Below are 23,022 nucleotides of genomic sequence, written 5' to 3' on the forward strand. Positions count from 1 at the left end.
CGCATTCAGTTTTCAGGGTATAACATTGAACTTCATATTGGCACAAGCCAATGCTGTTTGGTGGCGATGGCGGAGTGGTTCTACGCGTACCCATCCCGAACACGACCGTTAAGCCCTCCAGCGCCGATGGTACTTGGATCGCAGGATCCCGGGAGAGTAGGACGCTGCCAAGCACACAAAGAGCACTGTCGAGAATACTCGATGGTGGTCTTTGTGCACAATCGGATAAGAAGATGGTTCAGATAGACAAAACGATAGCCGCAAAGCTGCAAAAAGTGGTCAAGCAATTTGCGGGGAAAGAGATAAAGTTTCAGAATGTTGGCGAGATGGTAATTGATTCGAATAAAGTGAACGCAAAGGTTGAATCGGTAGACGGAAAATATGAGATCGAATATAGTACTAAAACAGGTGAAGTATGGTCGGTTTGCGGATCGATCTCAATCGATAAAATCAGTAAAAAGGATCAGGATAAGGCCCTTCAAGAGCTAAAAAGGATATATCCAAACAAAACATATGTATTTGAAAAAGAAGTGAAAGCGGTCCGAGAGTATGATAACAAGAAGGCTAAATTTAAAGAAGAAACATGGTATACGTTTAGGGGGGAAAACTTTGACATCAGTCTAATTAAAAACTCGCTAACAACTCGATCTTTTGGAGCCATGATTAAATTTGACGCGAAAGAACTTGAACCGAAATTGCTAAAAACGGCTTCAGAAGCGGTGAAAATGGTTTTAGATCAAGATTTTAATTTGACGACAGAGGCTAAACTTATACCTGGCGAATTTGACTATAAAAACAATCTCTCGCTATATAAGTGGGCACTGGAAGGAAACGATGTGTTAGTTGAGATAGAAGCAAAGTCGGATAAGGTACTTAATGTAATTCATGAAACACGTCATAAGCAAAAGGTAACGACCAACAAAGAGATTACGGAAAAAGATGCAAAAGAAGTGATTGCTCCGATGGCCAAGAAGTTGTTCAATATCGACATTACGGGATATGAAGTGAAGTGGGATAACTTATTTAAAGATTACCGCTTCGTCAAGGGCGAAGAAACGATGGTGAGAGCTGCATTGGATGCCGACAAAAATGTGGTGTACATAAAATCGGGGAGTAGAGCAGCAGCGGGGAATTAGACGTTCTAGATAACCAAAATGCAAACAAAAAGAATGAAATGTCTTCATTCTAATTTCCGCCAGATTCACCATGGATACAAGTAAATAGCTTCCATTTTTAAAAGCATTGGGAATCATAAGAATACAATTAGGGGCTGTCTAGAAAGTGCAGTGAAAACTGATTTCTGACAGCCCCTTTTCTTATATTTTCCATAGTTATCTACCCTCATTTACAATTTATGGGATATAATTGGTCTGCGTAAGTTAAGGTGAAACGGAGGTAGAGGTGGATATGACCGAGCAGCTGGCACACATCGTAGACACTTACCATAAGGAGCATTTTTTAAGCGGGAACATTCTGATCACTAGAAGTGGAAAAGAGTTGTTTAGCCGTTCATATGGGCAAGCCAGTATCCAGTTAGGAATACCTAATCAACCGGATACCAAGTTTCATATTGCCTCGGTAACAAAGATGTTTATTGCCGCAGCTACACTTCATTATTGTGAGCAGGGGCTTATAAATCTGGAAGAACACCCGGGTAAGTACTTGGACGGCTTCACCATTCTCCATCCTGATATTAGAATTCATCATCTGCTGAGCCACTCTTCTGGCCTGCAAGATATATACCGAGTTCCGGATATCAGATATGAAATGAACCGATTAACACATGAGAACAAGTCTTTTTTGGATTACTTATGCAGTATGAATCAAGATTTTCAACCGGGTGAGCGCTGGAGCTATAACAGCACCGGTTTTATTATGCTGGGCTACATATTAGAAGCCGTTTCAGGCAAGCCATATGAACAAGCATTTGAAGAATTATTTTTCACCCCTCTACATATGAAATCCACCCGAGTAGATAATCCGATGAGCATTAACGTAGGGAGAGCATACGGACACACGTCGGAAAACAATGAACTGATGCATGCGCACAACGATAAGTTGTGCGGTATCGATGCTCCGGGTGAATTTTACTCTACCACACGTGACCTGGACATTTGGTGTGACGCCCTGTTTCAAGGAAAACTTCTGAGTCGAAGCAGCCTTGAAACTATGTTTACTCCCTATTATATAACCACCTTTGATCCTGATCTGCATTATGGTTATGGCTGGTTTTTGGGATCTGATTTTAACCTGATCGGCGGAGGGACTCCTGGATTTCGCTCAGAAATCTGGCATTACCCTGGGCTGGACACACGGATCATAATGCTGTGGAATTATGAAAAGGTAGATTCCCATCGATTATTTCACCAAATCAAACCTCTAGTTCTTCAGCTGTGATATGAATCAATAATCGATACCTGTTCAATAAAATATATGACCTAGTTTTGTATTGATCCTTAAACTTGGGCCGGGTCTAAATGTGAAGGTGGGGAGTCTGTGGTGAGAGTTACCGTGTATCATGTTGACGCATTCTCTGTCATAGCCAATCAGGGAAATCCGGCAGGAGTTGTTCTGGATGCCGATCAATTGAAGCCTGGTGATATGCAGAAGATCGCTTTTCAGGTTGGATTTAATGAGACGGTTTTTGTATTGAAATCTGAGATCGCTGACCTGAAATTGAAGTATTATACCCCAGGGCATGAAATCAATCTGTGCGGGCATGCAACCATAGCATCATTATACTGCTTGAAAACACGAGGTTTTTTCGAAGGCCGGGATTCAATCCAGATAGAAACCAATGGTGGCATACTTCCCATTTCATTTAACGCTGAGGATCACCTAATAATAGGCATGAAGCAGCAGAAGCCGGAATTTATTCCTTTTGGTGGAGATACCCGAAAACTAGCAGAGTCCATGGGATTAACTGAAGACTGTTTGGATGTCACGAAGCCCATTGTTTATGGTAGTACAGGAATTTGGACTTTATTAGTTCCAATAAGGCAATTGGATAGTTTCAAAATCATGAAGCCAAACAATAAACAGTTTCCTGAAATATTAGCCCAGAACCCCAAAGCGTCTGTACATCCTTTTTGTTTTGAAACCTATGACGAGAATGCGTTTATGCATGCGAGACATTTTTCATCCCCTTACTCTGGTACAGTTGAAGATCCGGTAACAGGTACGGCCTCGGGCGTGATGGGCGCTTACTATTTAACCTATATAGATCAAGATTTGAATGATATTCAATTTATCGTAGAGCAGGGGCAAGAGATCAATAGGGATGGAAAAGTGCATGTACACGCCATACGACAAAATGAGATGGATATTTTTATTTCAGGCACAGCGGTCTTGGTTAAAGAGTTTGAAGTGGAATATCCCCTTTTATACGAATGTGATAACAGTTTTGATAACATTTTATGGAGGATGACATAGGATGAGTAAAATTCAATCTTCAGTAAAGGTGTTGCTTGGGATACATACGCCTATATCGATACACATACCGAGTTGGACGAGCTATATGAAGAATTGAAGCTTAAGGGTGCCCAATTTACTCAGGAACCTGTATTGACGGAAATGGGTTGGGGAGCATGGAAGGAATTTGCCGTCAGTGATCCTGATAACTATGTTATTGGTTTCGGCTCCGGTAAAAAACAATAATGGAATTTATTTTTGCATATTGCCAACCCGAATGTTTATGCTATAATAATGTCGAATGGACACCCATTCACGTCATACACAATAGAAAAAGTTATAGGTAATGGAAGTTTGGTGAAAATCCAACGCGGTCCCGCCACTGTGATAGATCGAATGTTCGATCTTAAGTCAGGTCGTTTGCCTAGTAACTTTGTCTGGCCAGTCATTTCGAGGCGAAAGTGACTGGTTTACAAGTCTAGTGACGTATAACGCCTCACTAGGCTTTTTTACGTTGCAAGATAGGCTGCCGACACTGCTGTCGGCAAGGCCAGGTGCTCGCCGCCGAACATATACAATGAGGTATAACAACAAGCAAGCGGGAGGTTCTTCAATGATGAAGAACAATATGCACAATGGCGTGCATGTCCCTTTTTTTATAATGAACCTCTCACTTGCCGAGAATGGCAGACAAGATTCGGTTGACGAGTATCCGAATTACGTTGTACAGTGGAGATGGACAATTAAATGATTGCTGCACAATGGCGTGCACATTATATAACAAGCAAAGAGGCTTTGAAGGGATTTACTCCTTTTAGAGGCCTCTTTTTTTGTTGTCAATTACTCCTTGGAGGTGCCTTACATGGACAAAATATCGATTAAAACCGACATCTATCTGGGACAAGGTGCGCTGGATCGCCTGACGGATTGGAGAAATAGACGGATCTTCGTTGTAACAGACCCGTTTATAATCAAGTCGGGTATGATTAACATGCTGTTTGAACGGCTGCATGACAGCAACGAACAATACATTTTCAGCAACATCGTACCCGATCCTCCAGTTGAAGTCGTAACTGAGGGCGTTGAAGCACTCGGAGCATTCCAAGCTGACCTGATCATCGCGATTGGTGGGGGCTCTGCAATTGATGCGGCCAAGGCGATGAAGCTTTTCGCTCAAAAAATATTGAAACAGCACGATATTCCGTTCGTAGCGATTCCGACAACAAGCGGAACGGGCTCAGAAGTGACGTCTTTCTCCGTCATCAGCGACAAGGAGAAGAACATCAAGTATCCGCTGGTGTCCGATGACATGTTGCCGCAAGAAGCCATCTTGGACCCTGAACTGGTCAAGAGCGTGCCTAACTTTATCACTGCAGACACAGGAATGGATGTACTGACCCATGCGATTGAAGCGTATGTATCCACCAAGGCAAACGATATTTCCGATGCGCTGGCTGAGAAGGCAATCAAGCTAGTCTTTGCCTATTTGCCAAGAGCCTATAATGACGGTAATGATCTCGAAGCACGAGAGAAAATGCACAATGCTTCTTGTCTGGCTGGTATGGCGTTTAATATTACGTCGCTCGGGCTTAATCATGGGATCGCTCATGTGGCTGGAGCTAAATTCAAGATTGCGCACGGGCGTATGAATTCACTGCTTCTGACGCATGTCATTGAATTCAATGCCGATTACAAACCGGGTTATGGTAGAGAAGAGAGTAGTGCAGTAGCGGCAAGATATGCTGAAATCTCCAAAAGCTTGGGGCTATCGGCTCCTAATGCAAAGAGCGGCGTTCGTAGTCTGGTGCAGGCGATCAAGCAGCTTCAGAAGCAATTGCAGATGCCGCAAACGCTGAGAGAGTGCGGCGTGGAAATATCTACGCTTGAAAAGATGAGAGAGGGAATTGCAGAAGGAGCGCTACAAGACGGCTGTACGGCCACGAATCCACGCGTTCCTGCCGCAGCAGATATTGTTGAAATTTTGAACAAAATGTTTCAATCCTGAATCTGGAGTTAAGTTTCGTTCGTAATGATATTGACATTGTTTGCAGGTTAAAATATAGTGAAAGTAACACAACGGCGTGTTGCATACAAATAAAAGCGAAGAGGCTTCTTAAAAATTCCGCGTGAACTTTTTAAGGGGTCTTTATGTTTTTTTACAACTATATGTGTCTTTTTCTTTCATGAGATGGGATGATGGTATGGATCAACACAGCGAAAAACAACGTGTCATTCAAGAGTATGTGCCAGGGAAACAGGTAACGCTGGCTCATATTATCGCGAACCCTAATCCGGATATTTACAAGAAGCTGGGCTTGGGAAGCGATGCGAGGGATGCCATTGGCATTATGACTATTACGCCGAGCGAAGCATCTATTATTTCGGCCGACATTGCAACCAAAGCAGCCGGCGTGCAGATCGGCTTCGTTGATCGCTTCAGTGGTTCACTCGTTATTACGGGTGATGTATCATCCGTGGAATCTGCGGTGAGCGAAGTGTTGCTTGGTTTGCAGAACATTCTCGGATTTTCGGCTGCGAAGATTACGAGAACGTAGGGGATCGTGCTATGAGGAAAATTATATTTGCCGGAAGCACCGGATCGGGCAAGACGACATTGTGCCAGCGCTTGCATGGACAAGAGATTGCCTATAAGAAGACGCAAGCCGTTGAGAATTTTGAACAAGCTATTGATACGCCCGGGGAATGTATTGAGAACCGGTATTTATACAAAATGTTACTTGTCACAAGCGTTGATGCGGATGTTATCGGGCTAGTGCAAGATTGTACAAAGGAAGAAAGTTATTTTCCACCAGCCTTCGCAACGATGTTTGCCAAGCCGGTCATTGGAATTGTAACCAAGGTGGAACTGGCTAAGACGGATAAGGACATCGCGGAAGCGAGATCCTTCTTGCAAGCGGCGGGCGTTGAGCGAATTTTTGAGGTTTCGTCCGTGCAGCATGTGGGCGTGGATGAGCTGCAAGCTTATTTGGAAGCGTAAGCGGTTCATCTATGTAATAGAGGATTCACGAGATACAAGCAAATATCGGTAGACAACGAGGTGCATGACGCATGAATGGAAAAATTGTGATAGTCGACGACGAACCTATTACAAGAATGGATATTCGTGAGATGCTTGAAGAGGCGGACTACAATGTAGTAGGTGAAGCTTCTGATGGTTTTGAGGCCATTGAATTATGCAAAAAGCATCTGCCCGATTTGGTCATTCTGGATGTTCAAATGCCTATTCTGGATGGGCTAAAGGCGGGTAAACGAATCATATCGGAGCAACTGGCCGGCGGAGTTATTCTCTTGACCGCATTCAGTGATAAACAAACGATTGAAAAAGCATCCTCTATCGGTGCGCTTGGTTATCTTGTGAAACCGCTTGATGAAAAATCGTTTATTCCTATGGTTGAAGTGACAATTGCAAAAGGTAAGGAAGTACGCAAGCTGGAACAAGATTTGTCGAAGCTGTCGCAAAAGATGGAAGAACGAAAAGTAGTTGAGAAAGCGAAAGGGATCCTGATGAAGGAGAACGGCTGTACCGAAGAGGAAGCCTATCAAACCTTGCGCAAACTCAGTATGGATCGACGATGTCCGATGATGGAAATTGCAACTACGATCGTCATTTCCTATGATTGATTTCCAAGAACAAATTATGCATCATTGCAAGCGTCATACGGGATTGAGCGACGCCGACATCGCCCGGATTACGGAAATGGCTGAGTCGTTCGAAAAGTCTCATGGGCAGGATGACGTATTCATCGACGTGCTGTCCAGCGTGGAGAATGAGGCAGTTGTGGTGTACCACTATCGTCCGGGCGTGGGCAAATCGCTGTATGGTCGCTCGGTTGTTGGTGAGAAAGCGCTGCGCGAGAACGAACCCGGTGTCCTGAGGACGTTGGAAACCGGCGTGATGTCACAGGGGCTCGTCGCTAATACTCAGGAAAATCATCTGGTCAGGCAAACGGTATATCCGATCAAGAATCAAGAGAGTGTTATTGCGGTCGTCATTTATGAAAAAGATGTGAGCGATAACATTCAAGCCCACTTCAATGTGACACAGTACGAAGATAGCGAGATGTCTTTCATGCTGACCGCCATGCTGCGTTTCGAAGACTCGATCATCAACCAGTTGGAAGATGCCGTTCTGGTGTTCGACAAGCACGGATTTTTGAAGATGAAAAACAAGAAGGCAGACATGTACTATCGGCAACTTGGTTATTTGGAGGATATTCAAGGATTGCATTATGACAACTTGTCGCTGGATCAGACGATGTTCTCTGGCGTGATGAAGCAGCGCTCTATCTCTAGAAGTTGTCCATTGACGACAGATGTGAAGGCAGCTGACCGCTATTATCAAGTGAAACGACTGTTTATTGAAGAGCGGGATCTGTGCATAGGCGTTATCTTGCATGATGTTACCGAGATTAAAGACAAGGAAGCACAGATCGTCTCCAAATCGGTGGCTATTCGAGAGATTCACCACCGGGTGAAAAACAATTTGCAGACGGTGGCTTCGTTGCTCCGCATTCAAGGCCGTCAATGTGAGAGTCCAGAAGCCAAAAAATGTTTAAATGACAGTGTCAGTCGGGTGCTCGCTATTGCGGCGACCCATGAACTGTTATCAATGGAGATCGAAGCGCAGGTAGATCTACTTGATGTCATTCGGCTCATGGCTTCGAACATTCAGCGCTGCTTTGTCGATTGCAATGCGATCGATATCAAGATAACGGCTGCGCAAAGCATCTACTTGGACAGTGACCGTACTGTTGCGATTGCGCTTATTGTAAACGAGCTGCTGCATAATAGCTATGAGCATGCATTTGGCGATTGCACGGACGGCACGATTACGGTGACTGTACAGCTGGAAGGCGAGTTGGTTACAGTCGGCGTAGTCGATGACGGAGTTGGATTCGCCGTTAAAGAAGGTTCGTACAAAAGCTTGGGGTTGTCGATTGTCCGCAGCTATGTGAAGGACAAGCTCAAAGGCAAGCTCGCGATTGTATCGGGCGGTGACGGTACGGCTGTTACGTTTACGTTCAAAAAATAAATATAATCGGGCTACAAGGGTGTAGTCTAATAAGCAATGAGGCTTAAAGTTAACCATTTCCGGTCAACCGGGAGGTTATTACTTTAAGCCTTTTTATGTTTATGTTCTGGAAATCAAGCGATGGGGGTGAGAGAAGTGAACGAGCAATTGCTAAGTGTTGGCATCGATATGGGGACATCTACAACCCAACTCGTGTTGTCGAAGCTCCATATTCAGAACATGGCATCCTCTTTTTCGGTGCCACGCTTGGTCATTACGGATAAAGAAGTGGTCTATCGCAGCGATATTTGTTTCACGCCCGTGCTTGAAGATAATCGGATCGATATGCAGCAGATCCAGATCTTTGTGCAGGAGCAGTACGAGAAGGCAGGCATCATAAAGGATGAGATTCAGACAGGTGCCGTCATTATTACTGGTGAGACCGCTCGCAAGGAAAACGCGAATGAAGTGCTGCTGTCGTTAAGCGGCTTTGCCGGAGACTTTGTGGTCGCTACCGCGGGTCCGGATCTGGAAAGCATTATTGCCGCCAAAGGAGCGGGTGCCCATACGTACTCCAAAGAGCATTCCACCTCCATTGTTAATATCGACATTGGCGGCGGCACGAGCAATCTGGCGCTGTTCGCTAACGGCGAGTTGCTGGACACGGGATGTCTAGACATCGGAGGCCGCCTGATCAAGGTTGACCAGGGAACACATGAAATCACCTATGTAGCACCAAAGATCAAGAAGCTCGCAGAACGACGGGGATTGAAATTGGCTTTGGGGCAGCGGGTAACCCCGGTTGATCTGGAACCGATTATCGCCGAGATGGTGAAGCTGCTCGAAGAAAGTGTCGGCCTCCTGCCGCCAAGTGACTTCTACGATACTATCGTCACGAACAAAGGGCTGAAGCTGAATCGGTCGATTCCATGCATCTCCTTCTCCGGAGGGGTGGCCGACTACATTTATCAGGAAGCGTCGGGCGATGTGTTCCAGTATGGAGATATCGGGATATTGCTTGGAAGAGCAATTGCCGCTTCTCCGTTGACGCAGCAGATGACAGTAGCGCGTTCAGCCGAGACCATTCGGGCTACCGTCGTAGGGGCCGGTTCCCACACGACCGAGATCAGCGGAAGCACGATCACCTATACGGAAGAGAGCTTTCCGATCAAGAATATTCCGATTCTGAAACTTGCTGTAATGGATGAGTCGGGAAGCAGTGATGTGCTGGCGCAAGCCATTGCCGACAAGCTGAATTGGTTCAAGTTGAACAATGATCTGCAGCGGGTTGCCATTGCACTGGAAGGGAAGAACAGTCCGAGCTTCCAAGAGGTGCAGAAATATGCCCAAGGATTGTACAAAGGAATGTCAGAACTGCTGCAGCTAGAATACCCGCTCATTGTGATTGTCCATCACGATATGGCGAAGGTGCTGGGGCAGACGCTGTATGGCTTGCTTGATTATAAGAAGGATGTCGTCTGCATCGACAGCGTTCAAGTTGACAATGGCGACTATATCGACATCGGCAAGCCGATTGCGAACGGCAAAGTATTGCCCGTCGTCATTAAAACGCTTGTGTTTCACTAATTGAGTTGTATTTGAAAGGAGGAGCTTTTGTGATTTTAAAAACTAAACTATTTGGCCGAGTCTATCAATTCAATACGCTGATGGAAGTTATGGCGAAAGCAAACGAGGAAAAATCAGGGGATATGCTGGCTGGACTTGGGGCTACTTCATCAGAAGAGCGAGTTGCCGCCAAGGTGGTACTGTCCCAAATTACATTGAAGGACTTGCGCAACAATCCAGCGGTACCTTATGAGGTGGATGAGGTTACCCGCATTATTCAGGATCAGGTGAATGAACTCATTTATAGCGAAATTCAGAACTGGACAGTGGAAGAGCTGCGGGAGTGGATTTTGAACGAGAACACAACCGAAGCCGACATTAAGCGTGTGTCCCGTGGGCTTACGGCCGAGATGGTGGCCGCAGTCGCCAAGATTATGTCCAACCTTGACCTGATGTACGGGGCGAAGAAGATCCGAATTACGGCGAGCGCAAATACGACGATTGGCCGTCCGGGCACCTTGTCAGCACGGTTGCAGCCGAATCACCCAACCGACGATCCTGATGGAATCATGGCTTCCTTGATGGAAGGTTTGACCTTTGGTATCGGGGATGCGGTATTAGGGCTCAACCCGGTGGATGATTCTGTGGAGAGCGTGACACGCGTCCTGAAGCGGTTCGAAGAGTTCCGGCAGAAGTGGGAGATTCCGACGCAAACTTGCGTGCTGGCCCACGTTACCACTCAGATGGAAGCCGTTAAGCGAGGCGCGCCAACAGGCCTCATCTTCCAATCGATCGCAGGCTCGGAGAAAGGCAACGCAGCGTTCGGTTTTAATGCAGCAACAATCGAGGAAGCACAGCAGCTTGTGCTGCAACACGGTCAGGTAGCCGGTCCGAACGTAATGTATTTCGAAACAGGTCAAGGTTCGGAGCTGTCTTCTGAAGCTCATCACGGAATCGACCAAGTGACGATGGAAGCACGCTGCTATGGCTTTGCGAAGAAATATAACCCATTCCTTGTCAATACCGTGGTTGGGTTCATCGGTCCTGAATATTTGTACGATGCGAAGCAAGTTATTCGCGCTGGACTGGAAGATCACTTCATGGGTAAGCTGTCGGGCATTTCCATGGGCTGCGACGCTTGCTACACGAACCATATGAAGGCTGATCAAAACGACTTGGAAAACTTGGCGGTTCTCCTGTCCACGGCAGGCTGCAATTTCTTCATGGGTATCCCACATGGGGACGATGTCATGCTCAACTATCAGACAACCGGATATCACGAGACCGCGACGCTGCGTGAATTACTCGGCTTGCGTCCAATCCGAGAGTTTGAACAGTGGATGGAAAAAATGGGCTTCATCGAAAATGGCAAGCTGACTAAAAGAGCTGGGGACGCGTCAGTGTTTCTCAAGTAAGGGAAGGAGGAAGCTCTCATGAACGAAAAAGATCTGAAATCGATGATTGAATCGATTTTGAACGAAATGGTAGGAAACAAGTCAGAGCAGGAAGCAGTAGCAGTGGAACCTGCACAAACTGAAGCTCCTGTGGTGCAAACAGAGGAAACGAAGCCGAACGTAGGCGGGCTTGTGCAGGCAAACATGTCAGCAGAAGAGCAAACGGACGATGGCGAATGTTTGGATGACATTACGGAGATCGACCTTCGCAAGTTGCTGCTCGTTCCTGAACCAGCGGATCGCGAAGGGTACATGAAAATGAAGGAAAAGACGCCAGCCCGTCTTGGAGTATGGCGTGCAGGCCCGCGTTACAAGACGATTACGTCGCTTCGATTCCGCGCTGACCATGCCGCTGCTCAAGATGCTGTGTTCTCCTATGTGTCTGAGGAGTTCGTAAAGGAAATGAATCTTGTGCCGGTGGAAACAAAGTGCCGGGACAAAGATGAATACATTACACGCCCGGATTTGGGCCGTCAGTTCTCTGCAGATACCATCGAGCACATCAAGAAGCATACGGCTAAGCAGGCCAAAGTGCAGATTATGGTTGGTGACGGCTTAAGTTCAGCTGCGATTGAAGCCAATCTGCGCGACATCGTGCCAGCCATTACGCAAGGGCTCAAAATGTATGGCTTCGAGGTAGGCAATATATTGTTCGTCAAGCATTGCCGTGTTCCTTCGATGGATGTGATTGGCGATGTAACTGAAGCGGACGTGGTTTGCCTGTTGGTCGGCGAACGTCCTGGACTCGTTACAGCAGAATCAATGAGCGCCTATATCGCATATAAACCGACTGTGGGTATGCCAGAAGCGAGACGTACAGTTATCTCCAACATTCACTCAGGCGGAACACCTGCGGTGGAAGCAGGCGCGCATATTGCTGAACTGATCAAGACGATGATTGACCGCAAAGCATCAGGTATTGATTTGAAATTATAGGGAAGGCAAGGAGGCGCTCGTATGAGAAACGAACCGATTCATGCACATGTGCTCGGCATAAAGCTCATTTCCAACGTAAGCATGGATATGGCAAGCAAGCTGGAGCTGAAGCCGTACCATAAAAGCTTGGGGATCATTACCGCAGACATCGATGATGTCACTTATGCGGCATTAGATGAAGCAACAAAATCAGCAGCAGTAGATGTCGTCTATGCAAGAAGTATGTATGCCGGATCGGCTAATGCTTCGACGAAGCTGGCGGGCGAGGTTATCGGGATTTTGGCTGGACCAAGCCCCGAGGAAGTTCGCAGCGGCTTGAACGCTGTTGTTGATTTTATCGAGAGTGGCGCTCATTTTGTTAGCGCCAATGAGGATGACAGCATTACTTATTTCGCCCATTGCGTTTCGCGCACTGGAACGTATTTGTCCCAGACCGCTGGCATCAAAGAAGGCGAGTCACTGGCGTATCTGATCGCTCCTCCTCTGGAAGCGATGTACGCGATCGATGCGGCGCTGAAGGCCGCCGATGTGTCGATTGCAGCCTTCTTCGGCCCACCTTCCGAAACCAACTTCGCTGGCGCACTACTGACGGGCAGCCAGTCGGCCTGCAAGGCAGCATGTGATGCATTTGCGGACGCTGTCCAATTCGTCGCAGATAACCCGACGAGTTATTAAGGGTAGCGGCAAATGAGACATAGCGCGTTAGGGTTGGTTGAAGTAAGAGGGTATCTGGGAGCAGTCGCTGCAGCGGATGCTGCCTTGAAGGCGGCAAGCGTTGCTTGCATCGGCGTGGAGATTATCAAGGGCGGATTGGTGACGGTCAAGTTAAGCGGTGACGTGGGAGCCGTGCAAGCTGCCGTGGAAGCGGGAGCAGAAGCGGCTACTCAACTGGATGTGCTGGTGACAAGACATGTGATTGCACGATTGCATGAAGAGACGGCCGCAATGGTCGCGAATCCGGTTGACACAGACGGAAGTCAAAAACATCAAGAAGACGCTGCAAAAGTCTCTGCTGGAGATCACGCAGGGAGTTCGATCACTGAAGAAGTATCTGCAACCTCCGCAGCTGTAGAATCGGATACGGCTGGTGCAAGCGTGGAAACTGCGGCAAAAAAGGCCGTTGAAGCCACGAAGGCTAAGGTGGAGCAGGCTGCTGTGTCGAAGAAACCTGCCGTTGCAGAGGATTCACAAGCTAATACGGCGGAACTGGCATCCGCTGCTGCGATCAAGGAAGCCGACGAAGTCAAGCCGGCTTCCGCTCAGACGGACGCCGTGCCTGCAGTCAACATAGCAGCAACTGTGGAGAAGCCAACCGGTGCACAGAAAAACCAGAACAATAGCAACAATTCGCATGTGAAGCCAGCACCGGCAGCGAAGCGAACCAAGAACAAGAAAAAAGCCAGTTCGTAAAAATGTAACGGAGAGAAGGAGTATTGATGGAAACATTGGATAAAGACCTAAGATCCATTCAAGAAGTCCGAGATCTAATCAAGAAGGCCAAGGAGGCACAAGCCCAATTGGCCGACATGACGCAAGAACAGATTGACGCAATCGTCAAAGCGGTTGCCGATGCCGGCTACAAGCATCGCGAGAAGCTCGCGAAGATGGCCAATGAGGAAACAGGCTTTGGCCGCTGGCAGGATAAGATCGTCAAGAATGCATTTGCTTCGAAGCATGTGTATGAGTCGATCAAGGATATGAAAACAGTTGGTGTCCTGAAGGATGACAAAGCGCATAAGGTGATGGAGGTAGCTGTACCTGTCGGCGTCATTGCTGGCTTGATTCCGTCCACCAACCCAACATCGACTGTTATCTATAAGGCGCTCATTGCGCTCAAGTCCGGGAACAGCATCGTGTTCTCCCCACATCCGAATGCGCTGAAGAGCATTCTGGAAACGGTGAAGGTGATCAGTGAAGCAGCTGTACAAGCTGGATGCCCTGAGGGTGCTATTGGAGTCATGACAGTTCCGACGATTCAAGGAACCGATCAATTGATGAAGCACAACGATGTTGCCTTGATTCTCGCTACTGGCGGAACGGCAATGGTCAAAGCGGCTTATTCATCCGGTACACCAGCAATCGGCGTTGGTCCGGGTAACGGTCCAGCCTTTATCGAAAAGAGTGCAAACATTCCGCTTGCCGTTAAACGCATTATGGATTCCAAAACGTTTGACAACGGCACGATTTGCGCATCGGAGCAATCGGTTGTAGTTGAAGCATGCAGCAAGGAAGCGGTTGTTGCTGAATTCAAAAAGCAAGGAGCTTATTTCCTTACTGAAGAAGAAGCAGCTCAGCTCGGTAAATTCATCATGCGCGCAAACGGCACGATGAACCCGCAAATTGTGGGCCGCAGCGTAGAGCACATCGCCAAGTTGGCGAACCTGAATATCCCAGCGGGTACGCGTGTGCTGATTGCTGAAGAAACTCGTGTCGGAGCAAAGGTTCCATATTCACGCGAGAAGCTGGCCCCGATTCTGGCCTTCTACACTGAAGACAGTTGGGAAGCGGCATGCGAGCGCTGCATCGAGATTTTGAATGGAGAGGGCGCCGGACATACGATGGTCATTCATTCGGAGAATGAAGAGGTCGTACGGCAGTTCGCTCTGAAGAAGCCGGTATCCCGCTTGTTGGTAAATACACCGGGTACACTTGGCGGCATCGGTGCAACGACAGCACTCGCACCGGCGCTTACGCTAGGATGCGGTGCAGTTGGTGGAAGCTCGACATCCGACAACATCAACCCGTTCAATCTGCTTAACATCCGCAGAGTGGCATATGGGCTTATGGAAATGGAAGACTTGGCGGAGCAGCCAGTATCGCAGCTCGAAGCGGCAAGCATCGATCTTGGTGATAAAGAACAGTTAATCAACATGATCGTAAATCGCATTCTCGAAAAAATGTAAGTACAGAGGTAATACCAACTAACGTTGATTCAAAAATTTAACATAAACAAAACAAATACTAGGAGGAATTTTATCATGGCAAACGCAAACGCATTGGGAATGGTGGAAACAAAAGGTTTGGTAGGTGCAATCGAAGCAGCAGACGCAATGGTGAAAGCAGCTAACGTTACATTGATCGGCAAGGAGCAAATCGGTGCAGGTCTCGTAACTGTTATGGTTCGCGGTGATGTAGGAGCTGTTAAGGCAGCTACAGATGCAGGCGCAGCAGCAGCAGAGCGTGTAGGCGAATTGTTGTCCGTACATGTGATTCCAAGACCACATTCGGAAGTGGATGCAATTCTTCCTAAGACAAAGATCGTAGAATAATTGCTGATTCCGGACAAGCCTAAAGACTAGGATGGAAGTAGGGTGCGGTTCAATGCCGTGCCCTGCGCTCCACCTGTCGTAATTACCCCATCGCCAGCGGATCAGACGACCGCGTGTATAAGGATGTGAGAATATGGCTGTGATTACGGAAAGCGAATTGCGTAAGCACTTTCGAAATCAGAATTTGAAAGATGTTGCCGTATTTGAAACAGCGGCAGGGACGATTTTGACACCATCGGCCAAAAGCTTTTTGACCGATCATCAGATTGAGCTTCGCTATGTGAAGGCTCCTGAGACCGCAGTGGATACGCCGGCTCCAAAGAAGGAAGTTAAGCTTCAAATCACTAAGAACTTGGACACTGAACCACAAACCGAAGGAAAAAAACGGTTTCGAACGCTATATGGCGGTTTTCTGGAAACGAAGCCAGAGCATATGACGCATTTATATGGGAATATGCTTGTGTTTAAAGACCATCCTCGGATATTATTCCGCGGCAAGTTGGATTCATTAGAAACCAAACTATTAGAAGCACAAATCAGCTGTTTTAAGCTGAACATGACCAAGCTGGTCGAAGATTTGGAAGAAATACTGCAATTCGTACGGCGAATCGTACGGTGTGAAGTGTTAAGCGAAAGTATAGAGGAATTTCACTTGCTTGGGATGACGCCAAAGGAACTGCGCGAGCAGTCTCATTTTCCCAAGAAGTATTTTGGATTGGAACATTTTCAACCCAGCTATGAAATGGGCGAAGCGGTTGTTGTCATAAATGCGTTGCGCACATTGACGAGGGAAACGGAACTGCTGGCTTACCAAGCCTTTAAGAAGGAACATGGAGAGGCCGACCGTGAGGATATCATCCGGTCACTGAACCGGCTGTCTTCAATGTTCTGGATTATCATGTTCCGGATTCGTGTAGGACAGTACAATTCATGAGGTGAGAATGGTGGATAACCAACTGGTAGAGAGCATCGTAAATGAAGTAATTAAGCGGGTGCAGGAAGAAGCTTGCTTCGAGGTTGAAGCATCTGGTAAGCATGTGCATTTGAGCCGTAAGGACATTGATGCCTTGTTCGGTGAGGGCTATCAATTGACCAAAGCGAAGGAACTTTCCCAACCGGGACAATATGCTTGCAAAGAGCGCGTTACGCTAATTGGGCCAAAAGGTTCGCTGCATAATGTTGTTGTGCTTGGACCGGAACGTAAAGAATCACAAGTTGAAGTGTCCCTTACGGATGCTGTTGTACTTGGAGTACCCGTTCCTGTGAAAGAAAGCGGCAAGCTGGAAGGAACGCCAGGAATCATCATAGCTTCAGGTAGCAATATGATTCGTCTGGATCGTGGTTTAATCGCAGCTCAGCGGCATATTCATGTCAAAGCAGAGGATGCGGAGAAATTAAACGTGACGAACGGCGAAATCGTACAAGTGAAGGTAAACGGCAAGCGCCCGCTTATTTTCGACGACGTGCTGGTTCGTGTCAGCCCTAACTATGAAACATACATGCATATCGATTATGACGAGGCAAACGCATGTGGTTTTACGAAGGGCACCAAGGGAAAAATTTTGAAATAGAGCATCTAGGTTTAGGGGTGTGAAAAAATGAACGTAGAAGCTCTGGATCGAGCTGCAATTATTGAAGCCGTTACGGCTGAAGTGATGAAGAGGCTACAGCAGGCACAATCGAATGAACCAACAACCGTACCTGTGCTCAAGAAGCAGGCAGTATTGCTGACCGTGGAACCGGTACCGGAATTGGAGAGCATGCTGAATCAACACTATGAGGTGCGATATTACGACGAGTCGCTCAGAGATTGCGATGTACTGATCATTCCGAAGCTGTGCCTTCAGTTGCTGTCCAATCTTGGCAACGGCATAAGCGCGGGCCAGCGTGAACGGTTCGTGCTGACCATGCTGTTGAAAGGAAGACAGGTTATCGCTCTGGAAGAGGGTCTTCTTTACCGGAAATACAAGTCAACAGCACCTGTCTTATTGTACAAACAGTATGACGGATTCGTAGACAAACTGAGCAGCTACGGCATTCAGATGGTCAAAGAGTCGGGGCTGCTGATGGCTTGTCAGCAAGATGGACGATCGGAGGATATTCAGCAATCGTCTCCCGCTATTGAACATGCTGAAGTGCTCCTACAGCCGGAAGTGCTGACCCGCAAAGTCATTACCGAAGCCGAACTGAAAAAGTATCGTCTCCAAAACCGGAAAGAGATTGTGATCGATCGGCACAGTATTATTACGCCGCTCGCTCAGGATTATTTGCGTATGCAGCAGATGCAGGTACACAGAAGATAACGGTGAGGTGAACCTATGATCATGGGACAAGTTATGGGCAGCCTATGGGCTACCCGCAAAGACAATAAGCTGAACGGTCTGACCTTCCTGGTGGTCAAGCCATTATCGTATAACGATGCACCCGTAGAGCGCGACTATTTCGTTGCTGCGGATAACGCGGGAGCAGGCATCGGGGACACCGTACTCGTGACGATGGGAAGCGCTGCCCGAACATCGTTCGCCAATTCGGACGTACCTGTTGACGCAGTTATTGTGGGAATCGTCGATTCTATCGAGGTAGCCCATGAGTAGTGCGATTGGTGTTGTTGAACTGCGCAGCATAAGTAAAGGATACGAGACGGCAGATCACATGCTGAAGACATCTCCTGTCAACATACATCATTTAAAGCCGATTTGCCCGGGAAAGTTCCTCATAATCATGAGCGGCGATACGGCAGACGTGCAGGAAGCGATGGATACAGCTAAGGTGGCGGCGGGTGAATTCCGAATAACCGATTTTGTGCTGCATGGCGTTCATCCTGACATCATAGAGGGCTTGAAGCGACGTTATTCTTCCCAGTCTGTGGACACCATCGGAATCGTGGAAACATCGACGGTTTCTTCCGGAATTTATGCGTTAAATGAAGCTTTGAAGCAATGCGATATCCGTGTGAAAAAAATGAATCTCGGCATGGCGATTGGCGGCAAGTTTCTCGCTGTGTTCACGGGAAGTGTCAGCGACGTCGAGCAGGGGATGAAGGTGTTTGTCTCCTCCATAGATCAGAAACGGATTATTCACAATACCGTGCTGCGTTCCCCGTCCGAGGAAATCAAACAACATTTCTGATAGTAAGAATGGAGGAGCACGTTCGTGGAAATAAATGAAATCATCATTTACGGCATGGTTATTTTCATGATTCTCGGTGCCATTGATAAGGCAATCGGGTACAAATTCGGGTTGGGCCACCAATTCGATGAAGGGATTATGGCCATGGGTTCGCTCACGCTGGCGATGGTAGGGATCATCTCCCTGTCTCCGGTATTGGCCAAGCTGTTAAGCCCGGTTGTCGTTCCGCTGTATACTGCGCTGGGAGCGGATCCTGCGATGTTCGCAACCACGTTGTTAGCTAACGACATGGGTGGTTATTCACTCGCTATGGAGCTGGCTCAGAATCCTGAGGCAGGCTTGTTTGCCGGTACTATTTTGGGTGCAATGCTGGGACCAACGATTGTATTTATCATTCCAGTTGCGCTTGGCATCATCAAAAAGGAAGACCATAAATTTATGGCCACCGGTGTGTTGGCTGGAATTGTCACGATTCCTCTTGGATGCTTGATCGGGGGCCTTGTGGCAGGATTCTCCATCGGAATGATTTTATCCAATCTGGTGCCAATCATCCTGTTCGCGGTGCTCATCGTGCTTGGCTTGTGGAAATTCCCGCAAGGCATGATCAAAGGTTTCACTATCTTTGGACAGTTCATTGTTATCGTTGCAACACTGGGACTTGCTGTTGGTATTACACAACAGCTGACGGATATCACGATTATTCCTGGTATGGCTCCACTTGAGGAAGGTATCCAAATTGTCGGCGATATTGCCATTGTGCTGGCTGGTGCCTTTGCTATGGTATTTGTTATTACGAAGGTATTTAACAAACCGCTGATGAAGCTGGGCAAGCTGCTCGGCATGAATGAGATTGCAGCAGCGGGTTTGGTAGCTACACTCGCCAACGTCATCCCGATGTTTGGCATGATGAAAGACATGGACGCCCGAGGCAAGGTCATCAATGTGGCCTTTGCCGTGTCCGCCGCATTTGTGTTCGGTGATCACCTTGGCTTTACAGCAGGGGTAGCCAAAGAGATGATTTTCCCAATGATTGTCGGGAAAATCGTTGGCGGGATTACCGCGATATTCGTTGCTGTCTATCTGTCTAAAAAGATGGCGGCCGAACCGAAGGTTGAACAGCAAGAGGCTGTATAAGACCTGGGATTTAGCCTAATCGGCTTGAATCCGTTGAATAATGGTTCATCTCCTAAGGGATTCTCATACTTTGTGTCTCGTATGCCGAGCAATCGGCTGCGGGGCATTTTTTTTATACCTCAAACCATGTCCTCGAAACTACATACAAATTGCTCGGCTGAACCGGAATGAGTGAAAATGAATTTCCTATTCCTCTGTTTCTGGGGTTTATCAAAAGCTACTACGGTAATAATGGGGATAAAGATGACTGCGAGAGGAAGAACATCATGATATTTCGGAAAAGAAGCCCTCATAAGATCAAAAAATCCCTTGCCATAAATAGCGAGGTTGAGACGGATCCTCCTGCCGACGTGCTCAGCAAGAGCGTGGAGCAAAACCTTCAGAAAATTCAAGAGACCCTTGGCAATAGCACCGATCTCATTATAAGGAAATTTCCATACGCGCCTGCTGGCGGCCGAACCGTTGCAATCTTGTTTACCGACGGGCTGGCAGAAGGAAAAGTCGTAAACGACTATATTATGGAATCATTAATGCAAAAAGAAGAAGGAGATGATTCCGATCCCATTGATCGGGAGTCTGATTCCTCATCAGATATTTTTCAGACTTTAAAAGATGAAGCCCTGACTTTTGGCGACATCCGTGATCTTTCGAACTTTGAAGCCTTATATCACTCGCTGCTATCCGGAGATGCAATTATTCTCATCGATGGCGAGTCGAAGGGAATAGCAGCGAGTGCGCGAGGGTGGAGAGATCGCGGTGTTGGTGAACCTGCCGTGGAGAATGTGGTCCGAGGTCCGCGTGAAGGCTTCTCGGAAGTCCTGCGTACCAATACAGCCTTGATCCGGCGTAAAATTAAGGATCCCCGTCTGTGGCTAGAATCCAAACAAATTGGCCGAGTCACTCAAACGGATATAGGCATTATGTATATCAAGGGTATAGCGAACGACAAAATCGTAGAAGAAGTTCATGCCCGGCTGGATCGCATCGACATTGATGCCATTCTGGAGAGCGGATATATCGAGGAATTGATTCAGGACGAAACGATGACTCCCTTCCCGACCGTGTATAACTCCGAGCGGCCTGATGTCATTGCAGCTGAGCTACTGGAAGGAAAAGTGGCAATCCTGGTCGATGGTACTCCGTTTGTGCTTATGGTCCCAGCGCCGTTTGTTTCCTTCATGAATGCTGCGGAAGATTACTATCAACGGGCAGATATCAGCAGTTTTGTCCGCTTGCTTCGTTATGGCGGGGCCTTTATCGCCTTGCTGGCTCCATCACTCTATATCGCCATTACCACATTTCACCAGGAAATGTTGCCGACTAATTTGCTGATCGGGCTCGCAGCGCAGCGGGAAAACGTTCCTTTTCCCGCCTTCATCGAAGCGCTCATGATGGAGGTTACCTTTGAGATTCTGCGTGAAGCTGGCGTCCGCATGCCGAAGTACATTGGAGCAGCCGTCTCCATTGTAGGCACGCTGGTTATCGGGCAAGCGGCCGTTGAGGCCGGAATTATCTCCGCCGCAATGGTCATTGTCGTCTCAATCACAGCCATATCAAGCTTTGTGCTGCCTGCCTACAACATGTCCATCGCTTTTCGGATGATGCGTTTTCCTTTCATGGGAATCGCTGCTTCCTTCGGATTGTACGGCATTTTCGTAGGTTGCATCGCTCTTGTTCTGCATCTTTGCAGCTTGCGAACCTTCGGCGTGCCTTATATGGCGCCGCTTGCACCTTTGATTCCCAGTGACAACAAGGATGCGCTCTTCCGGTTTCCTCACAGCCTGTTGCTTACCCGTCCGCGATTGACCAATCAGAAAAATATCAAGCGGGAAAACAGCGCTACTTCCCGTAAATCACAAAAGTAAACATCGAAAGGAGGCAGAGGAGGATGAAACGATACGTACTCAGTCTGTTCTTGTTCCTTATTCTGACCTCTTTTCTGACAGGATGCTGGAATCGCCGGGAACTAAATGAGCTCGCCATCGCGGTCGGGATGGGGCTCGATAAAGTGGGAGAACAATACCGGGTATCGGTTCAGGTGGTGAATCCTAAAGAAGTGGCTTCCAGTAAAGGGCAAGGCTTATCTCCTGCCATCTTGTATACGATGGAGGGCGACACCATATTGGAAGCCGTGCGGAGGATGAGCACCCTCAGTGCGCGAAAAATTTATTTTTCCCACCTGAGGATGCTCCTGATCGGTGAATCCCTTGCCCGGGAAGGAATGGCAGAAAGCTTGGATCTCCTGCTCCGGGATCAAGAAATCCGGAGCGATTTTTACCTTGTGGTGACTCAGAACAGTTCTGCGGAAGAGGTGCTAAAAGTCATGACGCCACTGGAGAGTGTACCGGCAAACAAACTATTTACCACACTGGAGACATCCGAGAAATACTGGTCTCCCAGTTTGACGGAAACGCTGGATGAAACGATCAAGGCTCTTATCGAAGAAGGTAGGCACCCTGTCCTGTCCGGACTTCGAATCGTTGGAGACTCAGAGGTCGGAACTTCAAAGAAAAATGTTGAAAATATCGATATCCCCACCGAACTGAAAGAGTCGGGGCTTGCCGCTTTTAAGCAAGACAAATTGATTGGCTGGTTAAACGAGGAAGAGAGCAAGGGTTATAACTATATCCGCGGGAATGTCAAAAGCACGGCCGGCCATGTGGACTGTCTGGGGGGAGGCAAGGTTACTACAGAGGTCGTTCGGACAAAATCGGAGATAAAAGGCCGCGTTGTACAGGGGCAGCCTCAGGTGAATGTCACCCTCCAAGCGGAGCAAAATATCGCCGCAGTGGAGTGCAGAAACTTGGAACTGATCAAGACAGAAACGATTCGACGGATTGAAAAAGAGGCGGAAGCCGAAATCATATCGCTGATGGAGTCAGCAATCAAGAAGGCGCAGAACTCTATCGGCGCGGATATTTTCGGATTCGGTGAAGCGATTCGACGGGCCGATCCGAAAGCATGGAAGAAAATGAAAGAGGACTGGGATGAGCGCTATTTTTCAGATTTACCGGTTCATATCAAGGTCAAAGTCAAAATTCGACGAATCGGAACGGTTGGAGATTCATTTCTGAACAATACGAAGGAGTAG

The 23,022-nt window shown here is 47.6% G+C and carries 25 protein-coding genes, 1 rRNA gene and 1 riboswitch; all 26 genes read left to right on the forward strand.

Annotation, left to right across the window (positions count from 1 at the left end):
• The first annotated feature begins 56 nt into the window (after positions 1-56).
• A 5S ribosomal RNA gene (gene rrf / locus B9N86_RS08885) occupies positions 57-173 on the forward strand.
• A gap of 60 nt (positions 174-233) precedes the next feature.
• Positions 234-1,136 (forward strand): hypothetical protein, encoded by a 903-nt coding sequence (locus B9N86_RS08890; RefSeq protein ID WP_208918696.1) that lies wholly within the window; start codon positions 234-236, stop codon positions 1,134-1,136.
• Positions 1,137-1,407: 271 nt separating this feature from the next.
• Positions 1,408-2,397 carry a serine hydrolase domain-containing protein gene (locus tag B9N86_RS08895; protein WP_208918697.1) on the forward strand — a complete coding sequence of 330 codons (990 nt, stop codon included), beginning with the start codon at positions 1,408-1,410 and terminating at the stop codon, positions 2,395-2,397.
• A gap of 99 nt (positions 2,398-2,496) precedes the next feature.
• On the forward strand, positions 2,497-3,432 hold the full coding sequence (locus tag B9N86_RS08900) for a PhzF family phenazine biosynthesis isomerase (RefSeq protein WP_208918698.1): 936 nt from the start codon (positions 2,497-2,499) through the stop codon (positions 3,430-3,432).
• 72 nt (positions 3,433-3,504) lie between these two features.
• Positions 3,505-3,657, forward strand: coding sequence for a VOC family protein (locus B9N86_RS08905; RefSeq protein ID WP_244563016.1), 153 nt, complete (start codon positions 3,505-3,507; stop codon positions 3,655-3,657).
• A gap of 76 nt (positions 3,658-3,733) precedes the next feature.
• Positions 3,734-3,885: riboswitch (adenosylcobalamin (AdoCbl) riboswitch) on the forward strand.
• A 139-nt stretch (positions 3,886-4,024) separates the two neighbouring features.
• The gene (locus B9N86_RS08910) at positions 4,025-4,162 is read left to right on the forward strand and encodes a hypothetical protein (RefSeq protein WP_208918699.1); all 138 of its coding nucleotides are present in this window, start codon (positions 4,025-4,027) and stop codon (positions 4,160-4,162) included.
• 111 nt (positions 4,163-4,273) lie between these two features.
• Positions 4,274-5,416 carry a 1-propanol dehydrogenase PduQ gene (locus tag B9N86_RS08915; RefSeq protein ID WP_208918700.1) on the forward strand — a complete coding sequence of 381 codons (1,143 nt, stop codon included), beginning with the start codon at positions 4,274-4,276 and terminating at the stop codon, positions 5,414-5,416.
• Between the two features lie 196 nt (positions 5,417-5,612).
• Positions 5,613-5,966 carry an ethanolamine utilization microcompartment protein EutS gene (eutS, locus tag B9N86_RS08920; RefSeq protein ID WP_208918701.1) on the forward strand — a complete coding sequence of 118 codons (354 nt, stop codon included), beginning with the start codon at positions 5,613-5,615 and terminating at the stop codon, positions 5,964-5,966.
• Positions 5,967-5,977: 11 nt separating this feature from the next.
• Positions 5,978-6,409: a EutP/PduV family microcompartment system protein gene (locus tag B9N86_RS08925; RefSeq protein WP_208918702.1), complete on the forward strand. Its 432-nt coding sequence runs from the start codon at positions 5,978-5,980 to the stop codon at positions 6,407-6,409.
• A gap of 71 nt (positions 6,410-6,480) precedes the next feature.
• On the forward strand, positions 6,481-7,053 hold the full coding sequence (locus B9N86_RS08930) for an ANTAR domain-containing response regulator (protein ID WP_208918703.1): 573 nt from the start codon (positions 6,481-6,483) through the stop codon (positions 7,051-7,053).
• Entirely contained in the window at positions 7,046-8,464 is a 1,419-nt protein-coding gene (locus tag B9N86_RS08935; RefSeq protein ID WP_208918704.1) for a sensor histidine kinase, read from the forward strand. The genes B9N86_RS08930 and B9N86_RS08935 overlap by 8 nt, the downstream gene beginning before the upstream one ends.
• Positions 8,465-8,599: 135 nt before the next feature.
• Positions 8,600-10,030, forward strand: coding sequence for an ethanolamine ammonia-lyase reactivating factor EutA (eutA, locus tag B9N86_RS08940; protein ID WP_208918705.1), 1,431 nt, complete (start codon positions 8,600-8,602; stop codon positions 10,028-10,030).
• Between the two features lie 29 nt (positions 10,031-10,059).
• Positions 10,060-11,424, forward strand: coding sequence for an ethanolamine ammonia-lyase subunit EutB (locus tag B9N86_RS08945; RefSeq protein ID WP_208918706.1), 1,365 nt, complete (start codon positions 10,060-10,062; stop codon positions 11,422-11,424).
• 18 nt (positions 11,425-11,442) lie between these two features.
• A complete protein-coding gene (eutC, locus tag B9N86_RS08950) occupies positions 11,443-12,399 on the forward strand; it encodes an ethanolamine ammonia-lyase subunit EutC (protein ID WP_208918707.1) in 957 nt (318 codons plus the stop codon).
• Positions 12,400-12,420: 21 nt separating this feature from the next.
• Positions 12,421-13,074 carry an ethanolamine utilization microcompartment protein EutL gene (gene eutL / locus B9N86_RS08955; protein WP_208918708.1) on the forward strand — a complete coding sequence of 218 codons (654 nt, stop codon included), beginning with the start codon at positions 12,421-12,423 and terminating at the stop codon, positions 13,072-13,074.
• Between the two features lie 12 nt (positions 13,075-13,086).
• The gene (locus B9N86_RS30605; RefSeq protein WP_208918709.1) at positions 13,087-13,809 is read left to right on the forward strand and encodes a BMC domain-containing protein; all 723 of its coding nucleotides are present in this window, start codon (positions 13,087-13,089) and stop codon (positions 13,807-13,809) included.
• 26 nt (positions 13,810-13,835) lie between these two features.
• On the forward strand, positions 13,836-15,302 hold the full coding sequence (locus B9N86_RS08965; RefSeq protein ID WP_208918710.1) for an acetaldehyde dehydrogenase (acetylating): 1,467 nt from the start codon (positions 13,836-13,838) through the stop codon (positions 15,300-15,302).
• A 75-nt stretch (positions 15,303-15,377) separates the two neighbouring features.
• Positions 15,378-15,668, forward strand: coding sequence for a BMC domain-containing protein (locus B9N86_RS08970; protein ID WP_021252529.1), 291 nt, complete (start codon positions 15,378-15,380; stop codon positions 15,666-15,668).
• A 133-nt stretch (positions 15,669-15,801) separates the two neighbouring features.
• Positions 15,802-16,602: a cobalamin adenosyltransferase gene (locus tag B9N86_RS08975; protein WP_208918711.1), complete on the forward strand. Its 801-nt coding sequence runs from the start codon at positions 15,802-15,804 to the stop codon at positions 16,600-16,602.
• Positions 16,603-16,612: 10 nt separating this feature from the next.
• The gene (gene eutD / locus B9N86_RS08980) at positions 16,613-17,239 is read left to right on the forward strand and encodes an ethanolamine utilization phosphate acetyltransferase EutD (RefSeq protein WP_210190697.1); all 627 of its coding nucleotides are present in this window, start codon (positions 16,613-16,615) and stop codon (positions 17,237-17,239) included.
• A gap of 27 nt (positions 17,240-17,266) precedes the next feature.
• Complete coding sequence (locus tag B9N86_RS08985) at positions 17,267-17,971, forward strand: ethanolamine utilization protein (protein ID WP_208918713.1); 705 nt, start codon at positions 17,267-17,269, stop codon at positions 17,969-17,971.
• A 15-nt stretch (positions 17,972-17,986) separates the two neighbouring features.
• Positions 17,987-18,262 carry a EutN/CcmL family microcompartment protein gene (locus tag B9N86_RS08990; RefSeq protein WP_208918714.1) on the forward strand — a complete coding sequence of 92 codons (276 nt, stop codon included), beginning with the start codon at positions 17,987-17,989 and terminating at the stop codon, positions 18,260-18,262.
• Positions 18,255-18,797, forward strand: a complete 543-nt coding sequence (locus B9N86_RS08995) for a BMC domain-containing protein (protein WP_208918715.1) — start codon at positions 18,255-18,257, stop codon at positions 18,795-18,797. Before B9N86_RS08990 ends, B9N86_RS08995 begins: the two co-directional genes overlap by 8 nt.
• Positions 18,798-18,821: 24 nt before the next feature.
• Positions 18,822-19,931 carry an ethanolamine utilization protein EutH gene (gene eutH / locus B9N86_RS09000; RefSeq protein ID WP_208918716.1) on the forward strand — a complete coding sequence of 370 codons (1,110 nt, stop codon included), beginning with the start codon at positions 18,822-18,824 and terminating at the stop codon, positions 19,929-19,931.
• A gap of 266 nt (positions 19,932-20,197) precedes the next feature.
• Positions 20,198-21,796 carry a spore germination protein gene (locus B9N86_RS09005; protein ID WP_208918717.1) on the forward strand — a complete coding sequence of 533 codons (1,599 nt, stop codon included), beginning with the start codon at positions 20,198-20,200 and terminating at the stop codon, positions 21,794-21,796.
• Positions 21,797-21,819: 23 nt separating this feature from the next.
• On the forward strand, positions 21,820-23,022 hold the full coding sequence (locus B9N86_RS09010; RefSeq protein ID WP_208918718.1) for a Ger(x)C family spore germination protein: 1,203 nt from the start codon (positions 21,820-21,822) through the stop codon (positions 23,020-23,022).

Source organism: Paenibacillus uliginis N3/975 (assembly GCF_900177425.1).
Taxonomy (GTDB): Bacteria; Bacillota; Bacilli; order Paenibacillales; family Paenibacillaceae; genus Paenibacillus_AQ; species Paenibacillus_AQ uliginis.